23 protein-coding genes and 2 pseudogenes are annotated in these 17,828 nt (G+C 51.6%); 21 read left to right on the top strand and 4 right to left on the bottom strand.

Annotated elements, in window-relative coordinates; genetic code table 11:
- Positions 1-42 precede the first annotated feature (42 nt).
- The 7 genes from F3I47_RS13520 to F3I47_RS13490 all read left to right on the top strand — a co-directional run bounded on the left by F3I47_RS13520 (position 43) and on the right by F3I47_RS13490 (position 2,880).
- A complete protein-coding gene (locus F3I47_RS13520; RefSeq protein ID WP_140923108.1) occupies positions 43-264 on the top strand; it encodes a phage holin in 222 nt (73 codons plus the stop codon).
- A gap of 3 nt (positions 265-267) precedes the next feature.
- The gene (locus tag F3I47_RS13515; protein ID WP_150029131.1) at positions 268-771 is read left to right on the top strand and encodes a lysozyme; all 504 of its coding nucleotides are present in this window, start codon (positions 268-270) and stop codon (positions 769-771) included.
- Complete coding sequence (locus F3I47_RS22345) at positions 734-1,162, top strand: hypothetical protein (RefSeq protein ID WP_190311324.1); 429 nt, start codon at positions 734-736, stop codon at positions 1,160-1,162. The genes F3I47_RS13515 and F3I47_RS22345 overlap by 38 nt, the downstream gene beginning before the upstream one ends.
- 190 nt (positions 1,163-1,352) lie before the next feature.
- Positions 1,353-1,547 carry a hypothetical protein gene (locus F3I47_RS13505; RefSeq protein ID WP_140923110.1) on the top strand — a complete coding sequence of 65 codons (195 nt, stop codon included), beginning with the start codon at positions 1,353-1,355 and terminating at the stop codon, positions 1,545-1,547.
- A 92-nt stretch (positions 1,548-1,639) separates the two neighbouring features.
- Positions 1,640-2,023 (top strand): hypothetical protein, encoded by a 384-nt coding sequence (locus F3I47_RS13500; protein ID WP_140923111.1) that lies wholly within the window; start codon positions 1,640-1,642, stop codon positions 2,021-2,023.
- 277 nt (positions 2,024-2,300) lie between these two features.
- On the top strand, positions 2,301-2,525 hold the full coding sequence (locus tag F3I47_RS13495) for a hypothetical protein (protein WP_140923112.1): 225 nt from the start codon (positions 2,301-2,303) through the stop codon (positions 2,523-2,525).
- Positions 2,526-2,637: 112 nt separating this feature from the next.
- The gene (locus F3I47_RS13490) at positions 2,638-2,880 is read left to right on the top strand and encodes a DUF4282 domain-containing protein (protein WP_140923113.1); all 243 of its coding nucleotides are present in this window, start codon (positions 2,638-2,640) and stop codon (positions 2,878-2,880) included.
- Positions 2,881-2,976: 96 nt separating this feature from the next.
- Here the strand turns inward: F3I47_RS13490 and F3I47_RS13485 are convergent, their stop codons facing one another.
- Positions 2,977-3,321 carry a hypothetical protein gene (locus F3I47_RS13485; protein ID WP_140923114.1) on the bottom strand — a complete coding sequence of 115 codons (345 nt, stop codon included), beginning with the start codon at positions 3,319-3,321 and terminating at the stop codon, positions 2,977-2,979.
- A 26-nt stretch (positions 3,322-3,347) separates the two neighbouring features.
- On the opposite strand from F3I47_RS13485, the gene F3I47_RS13480 reads away from it, so the two are divergent.
- The 10 genes and pseudogenes from F3I47_RS13480 (at position 3,348) to F3I47_RS13435 (ending at position 11,515) form a co-directional block, all read left to right on the top strand.
- Positions 3,348-3,920, top strand: a complete 573-nt coding sequence (locus tag F3I47_RS13480) for a terminase small subunit (protein ID WP_140923115.1) — start codon at positions 3,348-3,350, stop codon at positions 3,918-3,920.
- Positions 3,907-5,190: pseudogene (locus tag F3I47_RS13475) on the top strand (DNA-packaging protein); the annotation flags it as partial. The gene F3I47_RS13480 and the pseudogene F3I47_RS13475, both read left to right, overlap by 14 nt.
- 167 nt (positions 5,191-5,357) lie before the next feature.
- Positions 5,358-5,747 (top strand): hypothetical protein, encoded by a 390-nt coding sequence (locus F3I47_RS13470; protein WP_223812722.1) that lies wholly within the window; start codon positions 5,358-5,360, stop codon positions 5,745-5,747.
- A 2-nt stretch (positions 5,748-5,749) separates the two neighbouring features.
- Complete coding sequence (locus tag F3I47_RS13465; protein WP_140923354.1) at positions 5,750-6,865, top strand: phage late control D family protein; 1,116 nt, start codon at positions 5,750-5,752, stop codon at positions 6,863-6,865.
- Positions 6,862-7,473 carry a phage baseplate assembly protein V gene (locus F3I47_RS13460; protein WP_140923355.1) on the top strand — a complete coding sequence of 204 codons (612 nt, stop codon included), beginning with the start codon at positions 6,862-6,864 and terminating at the stop codon, positions 7,471-7,473. Before F3I47_RS13465 ends, F3I47_RS13460 begins: the two co-directional genes overlap by 4 nt.
- Before the next feature lie 3 nt (positions 7,474-7,476).
- Complete coding sequence (locus F3I47_RS13455; protein ID WP_140923356.1) at positions 7,477-7,842, top strand: phage tail protein; 366 nt, start codon at positions 7,477-7,479, stop codon at positions 7,840-7,842.
- 4 nt (positions 7,843-7,846) lie between these two features.
- A complete protein-coding gene (locus tag F3I47_RS13450; protein ID WP_150029130.1) occupies positions 7,847-8,956 on the top strand; it encodes a baseplate J/gp47 family protein in 1,110 nt (369 codons plus the stop codon).
- The gene (locus F3I47_RS13445) at positions 8,957-9,619 is read left to right on the top strand and encodes a hypothetical protein (protein ID WP_140923358.1); all 663 of its coding nucleotides are present in this window, start codon (positions 8,957-8,959) and stop codon (positions 9,617-9,619) included.
- A 49-nt stretch (positions 9,620-9,668) separates the two neighbouring features.
- On the top strand, positions 9,669-11,087 hold the full coding sequence (locus F3I47_RS13440; protein WP_140923359.1) for a hypothetical protein: 1,419 nt from the start codon (positions 9,669-9,671) through the stop codon (positions 11,085-11,087).
- Between the two features lie 2 nt (positions 11,088-11,089).
- Complete coding sequence (locus F3I47_RS13435; protein ID WP_140923360.1) at positions 11,090-11,515, top strand: tail fiber assembly protein; 426 nt, start codon at positions 11,090-11,092, stop codon at positions 11,513-11,515.
- A gap of 35 nt (positions 11,516-11,550) precedes the next feature.
- On the opposite strand, the gene F3I47_RS13430 is transcribed toward F3I47_RS13435, so the two are convergent.
- Positions 11,551-12,156, bottom strand: coding sequence for an Ail/Lom family outer membrane beta-barrel protein (locus F3I47_RS13430; protein ID WP_190311323.1), 606 nt, complete (start codon positions 12,154-12,156; stop codon positions 11,551-11,553).
- 101 nt (positions 12,157-12,257) lie between these two features.
- Here F3I47_RS13430 and F3I47_RS13425 point away from each other — a divergent pair.
- A pseudogene (locus F3I47_RS13425) lies at positions 12,258-12,415 on the top strand (ASCH domain-containing protein); the annotation flags it as partial.
- 380 nt (positions 12,416-12,795) lie between these two features.
- Here the strand turns inward: F3I47_RS13425 and F3I47_RS13420 are convergent.
- Both F3I47_RS13420 and F3I47_RS13415 read right to left on the bottom strand, forming a co-directional pair.
- Positions 12,796-13,497, bottom strand: coding sequence for a hypothetical protein (locus F3I47_RS13420; protein ID WP_150029128.1), 702 nt, complete (start codon positions 13,495-13,497; stop codon positions 12,796-12,798).
- A 404-nt stretch (positions 13,498-13,901) separates the two neighbouring features.
- Complete coding sequence (locus tag F3I47_RS13415; RefSeq protein WP_150029127.1) at positions 13,902-15,080, bottom strand: aminotransferase class I/II-fold pyridoxal phosphate-dependent enzyme; 1,179 nt, start codon at positions 15,078-15,080, stop codon at positions 13,902-13,904.
- 240 nt (positions 15,081-15,320) lie between these two features.
- Here F3I47_RS13415 and F3I47_RS13410 point away from each other — a divergent pair, with 240 nt between their 5' ends.
- Genes F3I47_RS13410 through F3I47_RS13400 form a run of 3 tightly spaced genes read left to right on the top strand, consistent with a single transcriptional unit; the run spans position 15,321 to position 17,816 of the window.
- Positions 15,321-16,133 (top strand): MetQ/NlpA family ABC transporter substrate-binding protein, encoded by an 813-nt coding sequence (locus F3I47_RS13410; protein ID WP_150029301.1) that lies wholly within the window; start codon positions 15,321-15,323, stop codon positions 16,131-16,133.
- A complete protein-coding gene (locus F3I47_RS13405; RefSeq protein WP_140923363.1) occupies positions 16,130-17,155 on the top strand; it encodes a methionine ABC transporter ATP-binding protein in 1,026 nt (341 codons plus the stop codon). Before F3I47_RS13410 ends, F3I47_RS13405 begins: the two co-directional genes overlap by 4 nt.
- On the top strand, positions 17,148-17,816 hold the full coding sequence (locus F3I47_RS13400; RefSeq protein WP_150029126.1) for a methionine ABC transporter permease: 669 nt from the start codon (positions 17,148-17,150) through the stop codon (positions 17,814-17,816). The genes F3I47_RS13405 and F3I47_RS13400 overlap by 8 nt, the downstream gene beginning before the upstream one ends.
- The last annotated feature ends 12 nt before the right edge of the window (positions 17,817-17,828 follow it).

Below are 17,828 nucleotides of genomic sequence, written 5' to 3'. Positions count from 1 at the left end.
CGGCTCCGGCTCTCTTTCTTCCTTTCTGCGCGGCAACTCCTGATGAGCAAACTCACAACCGGCATCGCATACGGCGTATCCGCAGGCGAAGTTGTCCATGGCGTCCTGACCTTTTTCAGCCCGGAAGAGTGGAGTGCGGTGGGCGTTCTGGCCGGCATAAGCCTCGCGACTATCACCTGCATCATCAACGGGTATTACCGGCGCAAGGCAACACTGGCAGAAATCAGGGCACTGCGCTGCACCTGCCAGGACAAGGCGAATTAATTCATGGCCATCTCCGTCGTGCTGCGTAACAGACTTCTGGCTGCAGCTGGTGGAGGGGTGCTGACTCTGGCAATGATACTGCTGGGCGGTCCGGATGGTCTGGAAGGGCGTCGTTATGTTCCATATCGGGATGTCGCCGGTGTGCTCACCGTCTGCGATGGTCACACCGGCCCCGATATTGTCAGAAATAAAACCTACACCGCCAGGGAATGTGATGCTCTTCTGCGCGAAGACCTGAAACCCGTTCAGGCAGCTGTTGACAGTCTGGTCACTGTCCCCCTCAGCGATTACCAGCGCGCTGCACTCTACAGCTTTAGCTTTAACACCGGTACTGACGCTTTTTCCCGATCTTCCCTTCTGAAAAAGCTCAACGCAGGCGACAATACGGGTGCGTGCAGTGAAATGCGCCGCTGGGTCTTTGCGGGCGGCAGAAAGTGGAGAGGGCTGATGAAACGCCGCGAAACTGAACGTGCACTTTGCATGGCGAAGAGCAGCGATGACATTTAGCAGGATTAAGTGGGGTGCTGTGACCATCACGGCTCTGCTTATTCTTGTCATGGCGCTGAGCGTCACCCTGAAACTTCAGTCCTTATCGAAAGCCGTGCTCATTCAGCAGAACAGGCAGCTTGCGCAGGAAAAAACTTCAGCTGAGATGATTGCGAATAACGTCCTCAGGGCAACAGTACTCTTCAGCGACATTGCACAGGCAACCCACAATGCGAATCACGTCAGTAATGCAGAGAGCGAGCGCAGAGTGGTGGTTATTCGCAAGCTGGTCAAGGGTAACAGCTGTGCTACTGAACCTGTGCCTCATCCTGCTGCTGACCAGTTGCGTGCGCACCGGGACAAAGTACGTACCGGTGCCGCCAGTGCCCATCCCGGTGAGTCTGCTGGCTGACTGCGCTGTGCCTTTGATTCCTGACCCGTTGACCTGGGGAGACAGCCTGGAGCTGAATGAGCGCCTGCTTAACGCTCTGGAGCAGTGCAACCACGACAAAGCCGGCATCCGGCAAATCGAACGGGAACGGCAGAAATGAATATGCTGGGCTGAGGACCTGCTTATCCCTCCTGAAGAAGAGAATTCTGAAATGTCAGAATCAATGAATGACGAAGTCGTTGAACAGTCCGAATTCTCTGCCGTAGCAGCTCAGGCCCCATCAGCTGAAGTCAAAGTGGGCGTTCATGATTTTGAAGCTGCGCTGGCGTTTGTTGAAAGTGGCGTTGCTCTGCTGGGCGAAGCCGCAAAGGACGATGTGAAAGCACTGGCGATTATGTATCGCTGAGTAATGCAGTGCACACGTCGTGCAAGGCAACGTGAGCATTCCAAGGAGCATCAGGTATGATTCTCATATAAATAGCTCAGGATGAGGATCATATGAAAAAGGTAGTCAAAACTTTAGTCATCGCCATTACAGTTCTGGCAGTGCTGGCTTTTGCTGTAATGATTCTGTTGATAGTATCGATCAGACCTTCAAAAGTTGATGCTGCCCAGGCTGAAGCCTGCAGACATTATGATTATCAGACCATCATGACTAAGGTTATTCGGGCTAAGACCGGAGATCAGGCTGAATGGAAAAGTTTCTCTGACGTTCAGGACGCCGCTCAAAATAATGGGATTCTGATCGACTATGGACAGATGACATTCGGGAACGATATCTGGTTAGTGCCTTTTACTAAGCGTAACGGCCAGTCAGCTAACGGGGAATACTTTGGCATGCTTGATTGCACGACAGATAGTGTTGAGTTCAGCAAAAAGTGATTTTCTATGAGTAGCAAGTAAGCACTATCAGTTGCATTTTTTATTTCGCCTGATTGCAGCGGCGACAGCTTATGAAAAATTGACCACCGGTCATACTTGCGCCGCTCAACAGCATCATTTCACACTCAGAGAGCGAATTACAGTCGCAGAAAAGTAAAGATTCGTGCTGCAGTAGCACATCAGTAAGCAGTATCTGAGATTATTGCGCATATTTAAGTTCCAGCTTAACTCGCAGTAATGCATTATCTTCTGTAAATGTTTCTTGCCTGAGTGAATCATGGAAATTGAGATTGGAAGTTTTACCCGAGTTAATGGAGAGTCTGTCTATGCTGAGGTGACGATTTACACCGACCCTGACTCGGGTGGTGAAAACGTGTCTTTGTACCTGAAGTTGCCTTATGAGGTGGAAACCACTTTAGCTGAGTTAGAAAAGCTGGCTAAAACTGAAGCAATCAAAAAGATGCGATCTGCAGCAGATTGGTTAGCCGAAAAAGCTTACTAACCGCAGCTGCTTCATCACAGGGCGCATTTGCGAGTGCGCCCGATGATAACTCTTGAAGAATTGATTTCGAAACATTAAGATTATTCTTCTTTTCAATCAGGAAGATTGCCAAATGTTTGGATTCGACAAATTAATAACCCCACGAATCATTAGCGCCCTTTACATTATCACTGTTGCTCTGCTTGCTGTTGCTGCTGTTTTGACCTTCTTTACAAGAGGATTCAATGCTGCCGGTTTACTGCTACTGATAATGGCTCTTTTCGCAAGGATATTTTTTGAATGCATTATGGTTTCATTTAAAAACAATGAATACCTGCGTCGCATAGCTGAATCTCTCGAAAAACAGTCACATTGATTAAGCCGCCTCCGGGCGGTTTTTTATTCAGTTGAGTTTAAGGATAGATACTTAGTGCCCCTGATATTTCAAATATAGTATGTATTGTTATCAGCATTATCTAGCGGACACAAAAAAAGCCCTTATTGCCCACTCGAAAACGGCTCTATAGATAGTCTCGTGATAAACCGAATCCATATTTCGTAAGAAACTGACCATTGATGCGATAGTACTGTCAGCCTCGAATAGGCTAACTTCAGCAGGTCTATCATCGTCTTCATCATTATATTCTATCAAAATCATGGATTTACTTTTGACAGTGACATCTGACAGGGTTAGGTCACAAGTCCCAGGAAGGCTGCACCAAATTCTAAAGTCGCCCATTATTTCAATATTAGTTGGGTAAAAATAAAACGACTCATCCTTGTTTAGATACTCTTCCAGATCTGAATACTTACTCACATCACCTCCATTGAGCACATAAAGTTATGGCACTCACTGACAAACAAGAAATGTTCTGTCGAGAGTACCTCGTCGATTTGAACGCAACGCAGGCTGCTATTCGAGCTGGGTATAGTCCAAAAACTGCGAATGAACAGGGTGCCCGTCTATTAGCAAATGTTAGCGTCCAGATAAGAATCGCTGAACTAAAAGCCAGACGCAATGATCGGGTTGATGTTGATGCTGATTATGTTCTGAAGCGATTGTTTGAGATAGACCAGATGGACGTGATCGACATCATGACAGATGACATGCGCATCAAACCTGTATCGCAATGGCCTTCATCATGGCGTCGGTATCTGAGCGGATTCGATCTGGCTGAGATGTTTGAAGGTCGCGGTGAAGAGCGCGAGATGGTCGGCATCCTGAAAAAGATTAAGTGGCCGGACAAAGTCAGAAATCTGGAATTGCTCGGTAAACACATTTCCGTGCAGGCATTCCGCGAACAGGCTGCGACATCACTGACAGGCAAAGACGGCGGCCCGCTCGAGGTTGCACTGCTTACACGCGAGGAATACCGGCAGGCGCGCCGGGAAATGCTGGAGGATGACGACTGCTGACTTTAAGACCGCTGCTCGCCGTATAGAGTGTGAAGAAGACGGGATGTACTTTGCCCGCTATTTCTTTAAGCAGCGCACTGGCAGCAGAATGATTGTCGCGCCTCATCATCAGGTGATTCAGCGGACGCTGGACCGGGTGATTGATGGCGACATCCGGCGACTCATCATCAATGTGCCTCCGGGCTACACTAAAACGGAACTGGCCACCATCAACATGATGGGCCGCGGGCTGGCGCTGAACCGCCGTGCACGCTTCATGCACCTGTCGTATTCCCACAACCTGGCATTACTGAACTCGTCAACCACGCGCAGCATCGTGAAGTCTGCTGCCTTTCAGGCCATGTGGCCGATGGCGCTGCGCGATGATGCCGACAGTAAAGCCATGTGGTGGACCGAACACGGCGGCGGGGTGTATGCCTCGTCCGCTGCGGGGCAGGTTACCGGCTTTCGTGCCGGACACATGGAGCCGGGGTGGCAGGGCAGTCTGATCATTGACGACCCGGTCAAACCTGACGACGCCTACAGCGAAACCATACGCGTCGGGGTCAACACCCGCTTCAACGAAACCATTCGTTCCCGTCTGGCTATTGAGACCACGCCCATCGTAGTCATCATGCAGCGCATTCACTACCACGATCTCAGCGGATACCTGCTGCGTGGTGGCAGCGGCGAACAGTGGCACCACCTGAACCTGCCGGTGCTGATTGATAACAGCGAACCGTATTCGCTGGTGTACCCGGAAAACACGCACGCGATCCCCATCGATCATGGTCTGCCTGACGGCTGGCTCTGGCCTTACAAGCACAACGAATCGCATCGCGTCTCGCTGTTTTCACACCGGCGTACCGCGGAAGCGCAGTACATGCAGCGGCCCCGCCGGTTTAATGCTGATGGCGCACTCTGGACCGAAGCGATGGTGTCCTGTGCGCGTGCGCTGGATATCACCCTGCAGCCGTCGCGGACGGTCGTTGCCATCGACCCGCAGGCGACGAACAGCGAAGAGAGTGACGAAACCGGTATTGTCGTGGCGAGCAGTTACGGGCGCGGCAATGACCGGCTGTTCTCTGCAGATGCCGATTACTCCGGGAAGTACTCGCCCAACGGCTGGGCGAAGCGCGCCATCAGAGCGTATGAGGAGCACCACGCTGAAGCCATCGTCATTGAAACCAACCAGGGCGGTGATATGGCCGAAGATACCCTGCGCAATGCGGGCTTTCGCGGGCGCATCGTCCGCGTCCATGCCAGCAGGGGCAAATTTGCCCGGGCAGAGCACTGCGGGAACTGATTGACAGTGACCTGGGCCGGGCACTGGGTCTGGCTGATCTGATTAATATTGATGCCGTTACGCAGACCGTTAAAGACCTGCATCAGGCTGTTAAGCAGGTCACCGACTTTGCACATGCCACGGTCGCGCAGGTGCAGGCCGTTGTCAGGCCGATGATTACTGCCCGGAACATCATTCACCATGAGCTGGCGCTGCTTGAAGCCGCAGCGCGTGACATCACCTCACTGGGCGGACTGGTACCCGGCAACCCCGTCTCCAGAACCGTCAGTAATCTGCTCCTTCAGTCAGACCACGTGACCCGCATTCCTGCTCTCTACCGCCTTCAGGACGTGCTGGGAAGGCTGCATAAAAACGTCAAGGCAGGGCAGTCTGCCGCTGGAATAAAGGCTGTTACGCTGTCGGGCGGCAACCTTTACCAGGTGGCATCAGAGCAGTATGGAGACGCCTCTTTATGGACCAGCGTCGCTGATGCCAATGACCTGTCCGATCCGCAGCTGAGCGGCATTCACACGCTGAAGATACCCGCCAGCCCGAGGCAATAGCGATGGACGTTAATCATCCCATAACAGCATCCAGTGCCCGGCACGTCAGCGGGCGCTGTCTTTTAAACGGCAACAGTGTGCCATTTGTATCCTTCAGCATTGAGAGCAATGCGTTTCGCGGCGCGGGCACGTTTGAGCTGACGCTGGCGATTTCAGCGCTGCTGCCCGCCATGCAGCTGCTCAGCTGGTGGGCGGTGCAGACCACCATCAGGGTTGAGCTGTTTATCTCAGTCGTGACCCCGGCAGGCATTGATGAAAAAAAACACATTACCGGCAATATTGATACCTGGCATTACGAACCGGCGCGATTTGAAATCACCGCAGAAGGGCGCGATTACACCGCGAAACTGATTGATGCGAAGACACCCGGCGAGAGCTTTAAAAACCTCACCAGCTCACAGATAGCCTCCACGCTGGCGCAGCGTCACGGCCTGACACCGGTTGTGACAGCGACGACGCAGCGTGTGGGCGAATATTATCAGATTGATTCAACACATCTGACCGGCGAGCAGAGTGAATGGGACCTCATTACCGGGCTCGCAGCGATTGAAAACTTTTCAGTTTATGTAGAGGGTGAAAACCTTCACTTCGAACCGAAGCGAGCACCTGCTAGTGATGGACACTATATTATCCGCTGGCAACCGCCTGGCGAGCAGGGGTATCCGCGGTGCAATGTCTCTGATGACTTGTCATTTTCACGTGCACTGACCATTTCAAAAGGGGTAATGGTGGAAGTTCTGAGCTGGAATGCAAAGCTGAAGAACAGGCAGTTTATCGCAACTTATCCGGGACCGGCCCATGGAACCTTACCGGGTAAGGCCATAGCCGAAAAGCAGGTCTATCGCGTAATCCGTAACGGATTAACTCCCACAGCCGCTCTTGAGCTGGCCCGGTCTCTCTACAGGCAAATCATTCAGCATGAGATGACGTTCAGCGGTTCTGTACCGGGCGACAATCTGCTCATGCCCGGTACATACATACGTATTGAGGGCACCGAAAGCCCGTTTGATCAGGTTTATTACTGTGATCGTATACGGCGCACGGTGAACTGGGAAACAGGCTACAGAATGCACATCTCTGGCAAAAACCACAGCCCTGCACTGGACATTGAACGGTGAGAGCACTGCTGAATGTTATGGCCGCCACAGCCCGCCAGTCCGCTGCAGGTGTAAGCGGGACCCGTCAGGGCATCATCACCGCCTATGACCCGGTCAATTATGCAGTAAAGGTTCAGATTCAGCCGACCGGTGAGGAAACCGGCTGGATACCGCTCAGTACGCCGTGGGCGGGTAATGGCTGGGGGCTGGCAGCAGGGCCGGTGATCGGCGCAGTAGCGGAAGTGGGATTTGATTCCGGTCTGCCGGGCGCAGGGATGGCACAAGGGCAGTTCTATAACGATACGGACTGCTGTCCGGGACCGCCGTCCGGTGAGTTCTGGCTGGTGCATCAGAGTGGGTCATTGCTGAAGTTTCTTAACAGCGGGGAAGTCCTGCTGAGTGCGAAGGAAAAACTTATCTATGATGCACCGGCACATCACTTCACGGGGGGTGATGTGCGGATGGAAGGGGATCTGACTGTCGTCCGGGACATTCGCGACAACAATGGCCGCTATGGCACCGTTCATCGTATCCGCTCGGTTTATGGTGGTCATACTCATCTTGAGAAGGGACAGGGCAACTTTACAGCCCCTCCGAAGCAGCAAATCGACAGCAGTCTGGAACGGTAATCTATGCACGACCTCTATCACTTCACCGGCGGAGATCTGGGCCCTTCTTCTACAGGTGACTTACGCACTGCCGTCGGAGGAGAACATGCTAAGCAGCGCATTCTTCGCCGACTGCTGACCAATCCGGGGGACTATCTTTTTCACCCTGAATACGGTGCCGGGCTGGGAAAGAAAGTGGGTGAGACACTCAAGCCGGGTGAGTGGAGGGCACTCATACGCGGTCAGATGTTGCTGGAAGATGCTGTATCCCGCCAACCTCCCCCTGCTGTGAAGCTGGCTCTTGTTGAGGGGGGCATCAGTGTGTCGATCGCCTACACCGATGCCATAACCGGCACGCCTGAAACTCTTCACTTCGATGTCATGAGGTAAGTGTATGTCATCGCTTAACGTCAAATCCTTCACTGAACTTGTCAGCGAGCAGGTCACATCCATTCAGGCGCGCTCAGCAAAGCTGGTGGACTTCTCTGTTGGCAGTATTCTGCGCTCACTTGCAGAGTCAAATGCGGGTGTGACCATGTGGATCCAGCAGTTAATTGTGAAACTGCTGGTCAGGACCCGCGCGGCCACCTGCTCCGGGGAAGACCTTGATAGCTGGATGGCGGACTTTGGCTTTTTTCGTCGCTCTGCCGTGCAGGCCATCGGAAAAGTGACGTTCTCCAGGGTTACGCCAGCGTGTCAGGCAATAATTCCGGTTGGTACGCAAATAACCACAATCGACGGCACTCAGACCTTCACAGTCGTCGCAGATAAGCCTGGTCAGCCAGAATACACTTTAGCGGCTGGCGTTAAGGCTTTGGAGCTTCCGGTACAGGCAAATATTGCCGGCGCGGGCGGGAATGTGCGGGCAGGCACCCTCAGCATTATTACCAGCACATTGTTATATGTTGATCAGGTAACCAATACTGAGCCGTTTACCGGTGGGAAGGATGCAGAGACGGATGACGACTTCCGCGCGCGATTCAGAATGTGGATCGCTTCATTATCAAAAGCTACCAGAGCGGCGATTGCGTTTGCGCTCAGTAATGTGCAGAACGGGATGAGCTTTACACTGACAGAAAATGTGGCCCGGGATGGAACGCCAAAGCCGGGGTATTTCTATGCAATTGTCGACGACGGGAGTGGCAATCCACCCGCTGAACTCATTGACAGGGCATACAGGGCAATAGATGCCGTTCGCGGCTTCACTCTTACTTTTGGTGTCTTTACGCCGGATAAAATTATTGCCAACGTCATTCTTTCTTTTATTTCAGCCGAGGGCGCTGACCATGCAAAGGTTGTGGAACTAATTGAACACGCAATAAAGGACTACATCCAGGGCCTCAAACCAGGCCAGCTTCTGGCTTATACCCAGCTTGTTAGAGTGGCGTATGCTGCCAGTCCCCTGGTGACGAATGTGACCTCTGTCAGCCTCAATGGCGCAAAAGCTGATCTGGCTGCTTCCCCCGCGCAGGTGATTCGAAAAGGTGATATTACGGTGAGCTGAATGGCAAAAGGCGATCAGAACGACTTCCTCATGCGACTTGCCGCGCTGCTGCCGCAAGGCTGGTTCAACGATAACAGCCGGATTCTGACAGGCACGCTGTCTGCCTGTGCCACCTCGTTATCCTGGTGCTACACACTTTATCGTTATGCCTGTCAGCAGACGCGAATCTCTTCAGCCAGCGATGGATGGCTTGATATCGTTGCATATGACTTTCTGGGGGGCCGGCTTATCAGGCAGGCAGGTGTATCTGATGAGAAGTTCAGACACCAGATACGACTCAGTCTTTTCCGGGAACGTGGAACACGGCAGGCGGTAACCGACATTATTGAGATGCTGACCGGGAATAAACCGGTCGTATTTGAACCGTCGCGTCCTGCGGATACCGGGTCATACGGCGGACCGGTTACAGGTTATGGCACAGCCGGCAGATATGGTTCCTGCTGCCTGCCTTATCAGGCATTTGTCGACGTCAGTCGCCCCAGAGGGCAGGGCATTCCCCGTATTGCAGGCTATGGCGTCTCAACCGCGGGATACGATACCCCGTCGTGCGCACAGTACGCCTCCCGCGAAATGTTCACCGGCAGTGTATCCGATGCGCAGATTTACGCCGCGATAGAATCCGTTAAACCGGAAGGCACGCTTGTCTGGGTGAGAATACATTAATTACTACCCAGGTTAATAATCGACGGCCACCCTGCAGGTGGCTTTTTTTATGGGTAACATTATGGATCGTCAGATTGTATACCCGGGCGCCATACCGCTCGAAACTGACCTGCTGAACACGAATAAATTCGCCATGACAGGACTGGCAAAACTGGCCGCAGCCATTCTGGGTGAGGGTACCTGCCTGCATGGTCTGAACTGCAAGCCTACCGTACCAGCTTCCATGAATGTCGAAGTTGGCGAAGGGCAGATTTACTCCCTCCAGCCTTCTGATGCTACACCTTATTCCTCACTGGCTGCTGATAACGGAAGTACCCTCCTTAAACAGGGATTTAATATGTCTCGGTGCCTGTTCAGGCTTGATGCACCCGCTGTGCAAGGCTACAGCATTAACTATCTGATTCAGGCGACTTACGCAGATATCGATACAGGCCTGACAGTATTGCCCTATTACAATGCGACTGACCCGGCAATTGCCTACAGCGGGCCGCATAACAGCGGCAACGCACAAAGCACAGTGAGATCAGGGCAATGTCATCTGTCAGTGAAAGCGGGTGTTGCTGCCCGTACAGGTGAGCAGAGGTCCCCGGCACCAGATCCAGGTTATACGCCAGCATGGGTCATCACCGTGGAAAACGGCGCGCTATCGATAGGAGGCGCAGCAATACGTATGGCTGATCATGCGCCATTTCTTCCGGAAAACGGCTTCATTAGTGCTGTGCAGCAGGGACGTCTTAATAATTGCAAAACTAAAACCGAAGGCGACAGCTATCATCTTATCTGTCAGCCACCCGTCACAACCCTCGCAGAGGGTATGCGTCTCTTTTTCCGCACAGCAGTGACCAACACAGGACCCTGTAAACTTCGTGTTGGCGATTTGCCTGCATATCCCGTATATGACAACGCCGCCAGAGAACTCATCAAGGGCACGCTCAGCATGTGTCATCAAAACGAAGTCGAGTGGAATGCGACGCTGAATGCGTGGATCTTGTGTAATCACCAGCAGCAAGTCGACTGGGATGATTTTAACAAACGTTTTATCTCAATCAGCGGCGGAGAAATAACCGGCGATTTGACGGTTGAAGGTTCGCTGAGTACGGAGAAAGCACTGAAGGTCGGTGAATCAGAATTAATTGCCGAAGGGGATATTAAGGGCAAAACCTGGGGCGGAAGTCTGCAGAAATGGCTGATAAACCGCTCAGCATCTTTGCTGAAGGGAGATGACTATCTGGTCTGGAAAGATCCGGTCAGTCACCTCATCATTCAGGGTGGGCATCGTTCAGGTGCAGGTGATATTGGATTTCTCACCACATTTCCCAGTAAGTGTCTGACCGTATTAATCACGCAGTCAGGTAAAAAAGGACAGAGTAAAGACAATTCGTTCGTGGACAATGTAAGCACCCAAAAATTCACCTTGCATGCAGGCAAGGGTGAACCATCATTTTACTGGCTGGCAATGGGATATTAATCATGCGGTTTGGTTACAGTGCAAAAGTGAATGCTTTTTTTTTGCTGGATGATGAAGAGGCTTACAGGGCAGGTGGCACCTGGCAGGATGATATTATTCCCGTTACGGAAGACGTCTGGCGTCAGTTTGTCAGTCAGCCACCGGAAGGCAAAACACGAGGTGCAGGAAAAAACGGCATGCCTGAATGGGTTGATATTCCTGATCGGGAAAAAAGGGAGGCAGACCGGCGTTTTGCATTAAAGAGTGACCTGCTGGAAAAGGCGGTCGAAGAAATACGCATGCTGACAATTGTTCAGGACGTTTATGGACTGAGTATTGAGGAAAAAGGAAAACTCGCTGACTGGAAAAAATATTTAGCGGATGTCTACAGGATGGAAATAAACAGTAAGGATAAGGTTGACTGGCCCCGTGCGCCGGGCAAGGCATAAAATGGCCCACATCCTGTGGACCATAAAACAAAAACTCAGAAGCGATAACCAACATCCATAAAACCGCTTTTGACCGGGTGTTTTTTATCATCAAAACTGGCGCGCGAGCCTTCATAGCCTGCAGTCAGCGCCAGATTATCAGCAGGATTAAGCGTAATACCGGTGCTGTATGCATACTGACTGGATGACTGACCGTGCGTGTTGTCAGAAGCAGAAACAGGCTTGACGCTTCGGGCAGGGAATTCGACTCTCGAATGAGAAATACCCCCAAGAGCAAATACGCTTAAATTCTCAGATAGCCGGTAGGTTGGCCCTGCCATTACGGAGTAATATTCAGCCTTACTATCAAGGTTATGTTTTTTTCGGTAACTCTCTCTGCAGGTTTTATCAGCCTGTCTGCATGAGGAGAGTTCATCCTGCCAGCTATTCTTCATCGCGGTCAGCGACCCCATCACACCCCAGGGTTTCGCATTCTCATACTGAAACCTGAAGTTCCCGCCTCTGACATCTCCAAAATCTCTGATATGCCCCTGTTCATAACCTAAAGACATGGTCGGCCTTTCCTGTGACCCGTACGCCATCGTGGCGGAGCACGTAATCACAGCGATCGCGAGACCTGATAATGATTTTCTGAACAACATCTGAACACCTTTTAAACATGGGATGCTGATTTCGGCATGCATACCCGTTGAGGGAGACCCATTTATATCCAGTGTGAAGTTCAGAAAAGTGAAAACAGACAGTTTTAATGAAACTGGTCCGTTTTTGTGATGTTACTGAGGGGTTTGCCCGCAAAGAAGGCGAGGGCGATATAAGTCTCGAATGCTGGCAGAAAGAGCATAAGTGGTTTTTCTCAGTGCAGAATATTTTTCTGGCAATATGGAAATTATCGCAAAATAATTTGAGGTGATTGAGTCGTTGTAAGATTGAACGGGTATTCTGGCATTTCATACCTTATGATTTATTACAATGTCCGCTTCTGGCACAAAGCGGACGTCATACCAGCTTTGCAAGAAATGAACGAAAGCTGAGAGCGATCTCGCGATCGGACTGATTATCATAGTTTTACGAATGCCAATCCGAGTGTGAAACGTGGCTAAGCTATCGAATTTTCTCCCGGCAGGCAGACGTTGCAGCTGCAATTTCATCGGCAATCCTCTGCACGGTCATCCTACCTGCTAAAGCTGGTAATAACGGGGTTTCACTCTATTCAGACTGAAACCCCGAAGATTTAATGGCAATTAACTAAACTGGCTTCTGATTATTTTTATAATTTAGTATCACTTTATAACTTCTCTGGGCTCCCCTTGATAAGTTACACTAATAGCGATTAAAACAAGCTTAGCGATTTGCTGTGGCGTATAATAATCTGAAAAATTCTGGAAAATAGCTTTCTCAAAATCTGTTAACCCGTCATTGGTATCAACAAACGCTGGCGTGCCGTCCGGGAAGTAACGAAACTCTATATGACGCCGCTTCATTTCTGTTTGCATATTGTAAAAAATACGTTTGTTTTCACTTTCACTGCCTTCCAGCTTAGCCCAGGTCAGAAAATCATAAAATGGCTTGAGTCTCTGATTTATGTTCTCTTTATTAAAATTCCCTGTGCCAGCAACCAGAAGAAATACGGTGCTACCATTTGTAATAAAATTATGACTACCATCAATATTTTCAGACAGTAAAACGGTGTTAGTATATTCTGTGAAATTATGATGGGTATCATTATATTTTTTAGGATGGATATCGATATCGTAAAACTTACTTCCCAGCAAAGTACCGCAACCGGACAGACTGAGTGTCATGATGAGGGACATTGTTAATCTGACAAAAAAATTACTCACTTGCATGCACCGTTCAAATAAAAATATTATCGGCAAGAAAAACCATAACTTTAGAGGATTCGTGTAATCGTTTTTATCCCTTCCCATCACCTTTGATATCAGAAAAGCTTGAATCTGCTGACCTGAAAAATCATATGCCATATCGCTTCATGATAAAGTTAATATGCCGTTCTCTACCTGGATTAAAAAAAAGATATAAAAGTATTTCATATATCTGGTTTGAAGCGTACTGTACTGTCCCCGGTTGCTCCACACAAACTGTTGTTCACTACGTCCGCTTCTGGCACAAGGCGGACAGACGGCTCTCAAGGCCCGCTATGAGCGAAAAGCTGACATAAACATCGGGTGCGCTGGGCCATTTAGGAGCATCAAAAAACCAGGCCTGAGAGACCCGGGCTCTGTGAATTCCCTCGAAGTGATCTACTATTCCGCGCAGCTATTAAGCCGGTGAGTTTTATGCTGAAGCGATGATGCAGACTACTACACGTCAGGCTGCTGCTTGCAGGTTGTAGGCTCCTGTGCGCACCTGCTAAAAAGTGTCGGGTTCAACTGAAGAGTTTCAGTGCCGCAATCCGCTTCAGCGACTCATCCAGTGCCTCGTCGCTGGCGGTCAGGCTCAGGCGTATAAACCCTTCGCCGCCAGCGCCAAAACCGTGCCCTGGAGCAACCAGAACCTGCGCCTCGTGCAGCAGGTGCTCGGTGAACAGCTGCGAGCTGTATCCCGCTGGAACCGGTAGCCAGAGGAAGAAGGTGCCCTGGCGGGCATCCATCGGCCAGCGCATCGCTTCCAGCGCGCGGATAACCCGCTCGCGACGATGGTGGTAAAGTGAGGCAAACTCCGCAACCGCGCTCTCCGGCAGACCCAGCGCGGTAATTGCCGCATCCTGCACCGCCCCAAACACTGTGCTGTAGCTGTGGGTGTGCAGCTTTTTAAATGCGCTAATCACCGAGGCATTGCCGACGGCGAAGCCGAAGCGCCAGCCTGCCATCAGGAAGGTTTTCGACATCGTATAGATCTCAACGCTCCACTCTTTAGCCTCCGGCTGCGACAGCAGGCTCGGCGGCGCGTCCTGCGGATGGCGGCCAATCGCCGAGTAGGCGAAATCGTGCAGAAGCGGAATGTTCAGCCGCTGCACGAACGCCAGCGCATCGTCAAACAATTGCGGGGTGGCCACCGCCCCGGTGGGATTGTGAGGATAGTTCAGCATCAGCAGCCCGGCATGCTGAGTGACAGCTTTCGGCACCTCGGTAAAGTCCGGCAGAAACTGGTTTGATGCGTGCAGCGGAATACCGTAGAACTTTGCGTGCGCCTGCGCGGCGGCCGAACGGTAAATGGGGTAGCACGGATCGGTCGAAATCATATACTGACCGGGTGCGAGCAGCGCACGCGGCAGGCCGGTCACGCCGATATGCGAGCCGTGGAAAACGGCAATTTCGCTATCCGGGTCCAGCTCTGTGCCGTACTGACGTTGATAAAAGCGGGCTATCGCCTGGCGCAGCGCGGGCTTGCCCCAGAACGATGGATAATCGTGGTTTTCTGGCTGCGCAGCGGCGGATTGCAGCGTGGCCACCACTGCTGCCGGCGTAGGCTGGCGCGGACTGCCGGAAGACAGGTCAATCAGCGGGCGCTGTGAGGTATCGATCTGTGCCGCCATCTTTTCCAGCGCACTAAACAGATTCTCTTCTAACTGATCAAGCAGGGGTGAAGCAGAAAATACCGGCATAACACATCCCGATAAAAAAATAATACCTGGACTATGGCATAGCCCGTCATTTCATAAAATGAAATTATCCGGCAGGAAAAATATTAAAATTAATAAGGATATTAATAAATCGCAATAACAAAAAACGGTTAAGGTTAGCACAATAAAGATATTGAGCGGAATTCACTTTTGCTGCAAAATCCTAAGTATATTGGAATCAATTATTTTTGTATTCAACACGTTACCGGAGAGAATGTTTCTATGCGCAGGTCATTGATTAGCGGAATTGTTGTTGCCTTATTGTCTTCTGCTGCAGTTATTTCGACAGCGCATGCCGATGATAAATTAATTCGTTTGGGTTTTAATCCCGGCCCTTATAAAGAACAGTTTCAAAAAGGCGTTGCGCCCTTTTTGATCAAGAAGGGGTATAAAGTCGAGTATAAAGATTTCAGCGACGGTATTCAGGTTAATGATGCGGTGGCGCGGGGTAATATTGAAGCCAATATTATGCAGCACCCGGTTTACTTAAAATCCGTCAACGAACGTCTGGGGATCGATAACGTCGGCATTGTGCAGGTGCCAACCCCACCAATGGGCCTCTATGCCGGCAGGCTCAACACGCTGAACACCCCAAAGCCGGGCACGGTGATTTCAGTCCCGAACCAGGCACCTAATGAATACCGCGCCCTGCTGGTGCTGCAAAGCCTCGGCTGGGTTAAGCTCAAGGCCGATATCGACCCGGCGTCCTTCTCACAGAAAGCGATCATCGAAAATCCCTACAAAATCGTGCTGAAAGAAATGGATAACGCCCAGCAGGTTCGCGCACTGCCGGACGTTGATTTCGGCCTGATTCAGGGGAACTTTGCTGTCTCCAGCGGAATGAAATTAAGCTCGGCGCTGAAACTGGAAACGCCAACCAGCCAGTTTATCAATGTGGTCACGGTAGCCGGGAAAAATGAAGACGCGCAGTTCGCTAAAGATATCGTGGCAGGCTACCACTCCGCCGAGTTTAAAACCTATATCACCAGCCATTCGCAGTACGACGGCTACCTGCAGCCCAGCTATTTCAAATGAGCCAGCCGGTTATCCGCTTTAACGCGGTCAGCAAAACGTTTACCCGTAAGGGAGAAAGCTTCCTTGCGCTGGATAACGTCAATCTGACGATTAATCAGGGTGATATCTTTGGCGTAATCGGTACCAGCGGCGCGGGAAAAAGTACGCTGCTGCGCTTAATAAACCATCTTGAAGCGCCTACTCAGGGCGATGTGCTGATTAACAATCTGTCGCTGCAGGGCATCAGTAAGAAACAGCTGAACCAATTAAAGAAAGATATTGGAATGATCTTTCAGCACTTCAACCTGCTGAACTCACGCACGGTATTTCACAACGTGGCGATACCGCTGATCTTACAGGGGCGCGATAAAGCCTTTATTCGTGAGCGGGTGAGCGAGCTCCTGGCTTTCGTGAACCTCAGTGATAAAGCAGAAAGTTATCCCGATGAGCTTTCCGGTGGGCAAAAACAGCGCGTGGGGATTGCACGCGCGCTGGCCACCAATCCGTCAATTCTGCTGTGTGATGAAGCGACTTCGGCCCTGGACCCGCACACCACCGTGCAGATCCTGCTGCTGCTGCAGGAAATCAACCGCCGCTACGGCATCACCATTGTGCTAATTACCCACGAAATGTCCGTGGTACAGAAAATCTGCCACAAGGTCGCGGTGATGGCACAGGGGCGGGTAGTTGAACAGGGCAGCGTACTGGATCTGTTTGGCCAGCCTAAGGAGGAGGTCACCGCCAGCTTTGTACAGTCGGTGATCCATGATCGCCTGCCGGAACAGACCGTGGCGCGCATCAGGCAGCAAAGCCAGAGCCGGGCACTGCGGCTGGAATTCGTCGGTCAGACCGCGCAGCAGCCGATCGTTAACCGGCTGATCCGCGAGTATCCGGTGGAGGTCAATATCCTGTTTGCCAGCATGTCAGAAATTCAGAACACCATTCTCGGTTTTATGATCGTGCAGATCGGCGGGGAAACGGCGGACATTGATGCGGCAATCCGCTACCTCCATGACGCAGGAGTGAAAATCAGCGATGTTTGAATTTATTGATACCGCCGTGACCGGCGATCAGTTTCTGCTGGCGCTGTACGACACGCTGATTATGGTCAGCGTCTCGCTGGGATTTGGTGCGCTCCTTGGTATCCCACTTGGCATTGTGCTGGTACTGTGCCGCCCCGGTGGCATTTTGCCCAACGTGGCGCTGCACCAGCTCCTCAATCCCGTGGTCAATATCCTGCGTTCCCTGCCGTTTATCATCCTGCTAATCAGCATTCTTCCGGTCACCCGCTGGCTGGTCGGCACTACCATCGGCACCGCCGGCGCGATTGTGCCGCTGGTAGTGTTTATCGCTCCCTATATTGTCCGGCTGGTGGAAAGTTCTCTGCTGGAGGTAGATGACGGCATTCTTGAATCCGCCAACGCCATGGGGGCCAGTACCATCCAAACCATCTGGTACTTTATGCTGCCGGAAGCCGCATCATCGCTGATCCTGGCACTCACCACCGCCACGATCGGCCTACTGGGTGCCACCGCGATGGCCGGCACCGTCGGTGGCGGCGGCATCGGCGATCTGGCCATTACCTACGGATATCAGCGCTTTGATGCCTTCGCCACGCTCACCACCGCGCTGGTGCTGATCGTAATCGTGCAGCTTTTACAGACCTTCGGCACGCGTCTGGCGCGACGGATACGTCGCGAATAATGGTAAGGAGAA

This window comes from Pantoea sp. M_10 (assembly GCF_008631515.1).
Lineage (GTDB): Bacteria > Pseudomonadota > Gammaproteobacteria > Enterobacterales > Enterobacteriaceae > Pantoea > Pantoea anthophila.
Note: the sequence above shows the minus strand (reverse complement) of the source record. Positions and strands in the feature narration are given on the sequence as shown.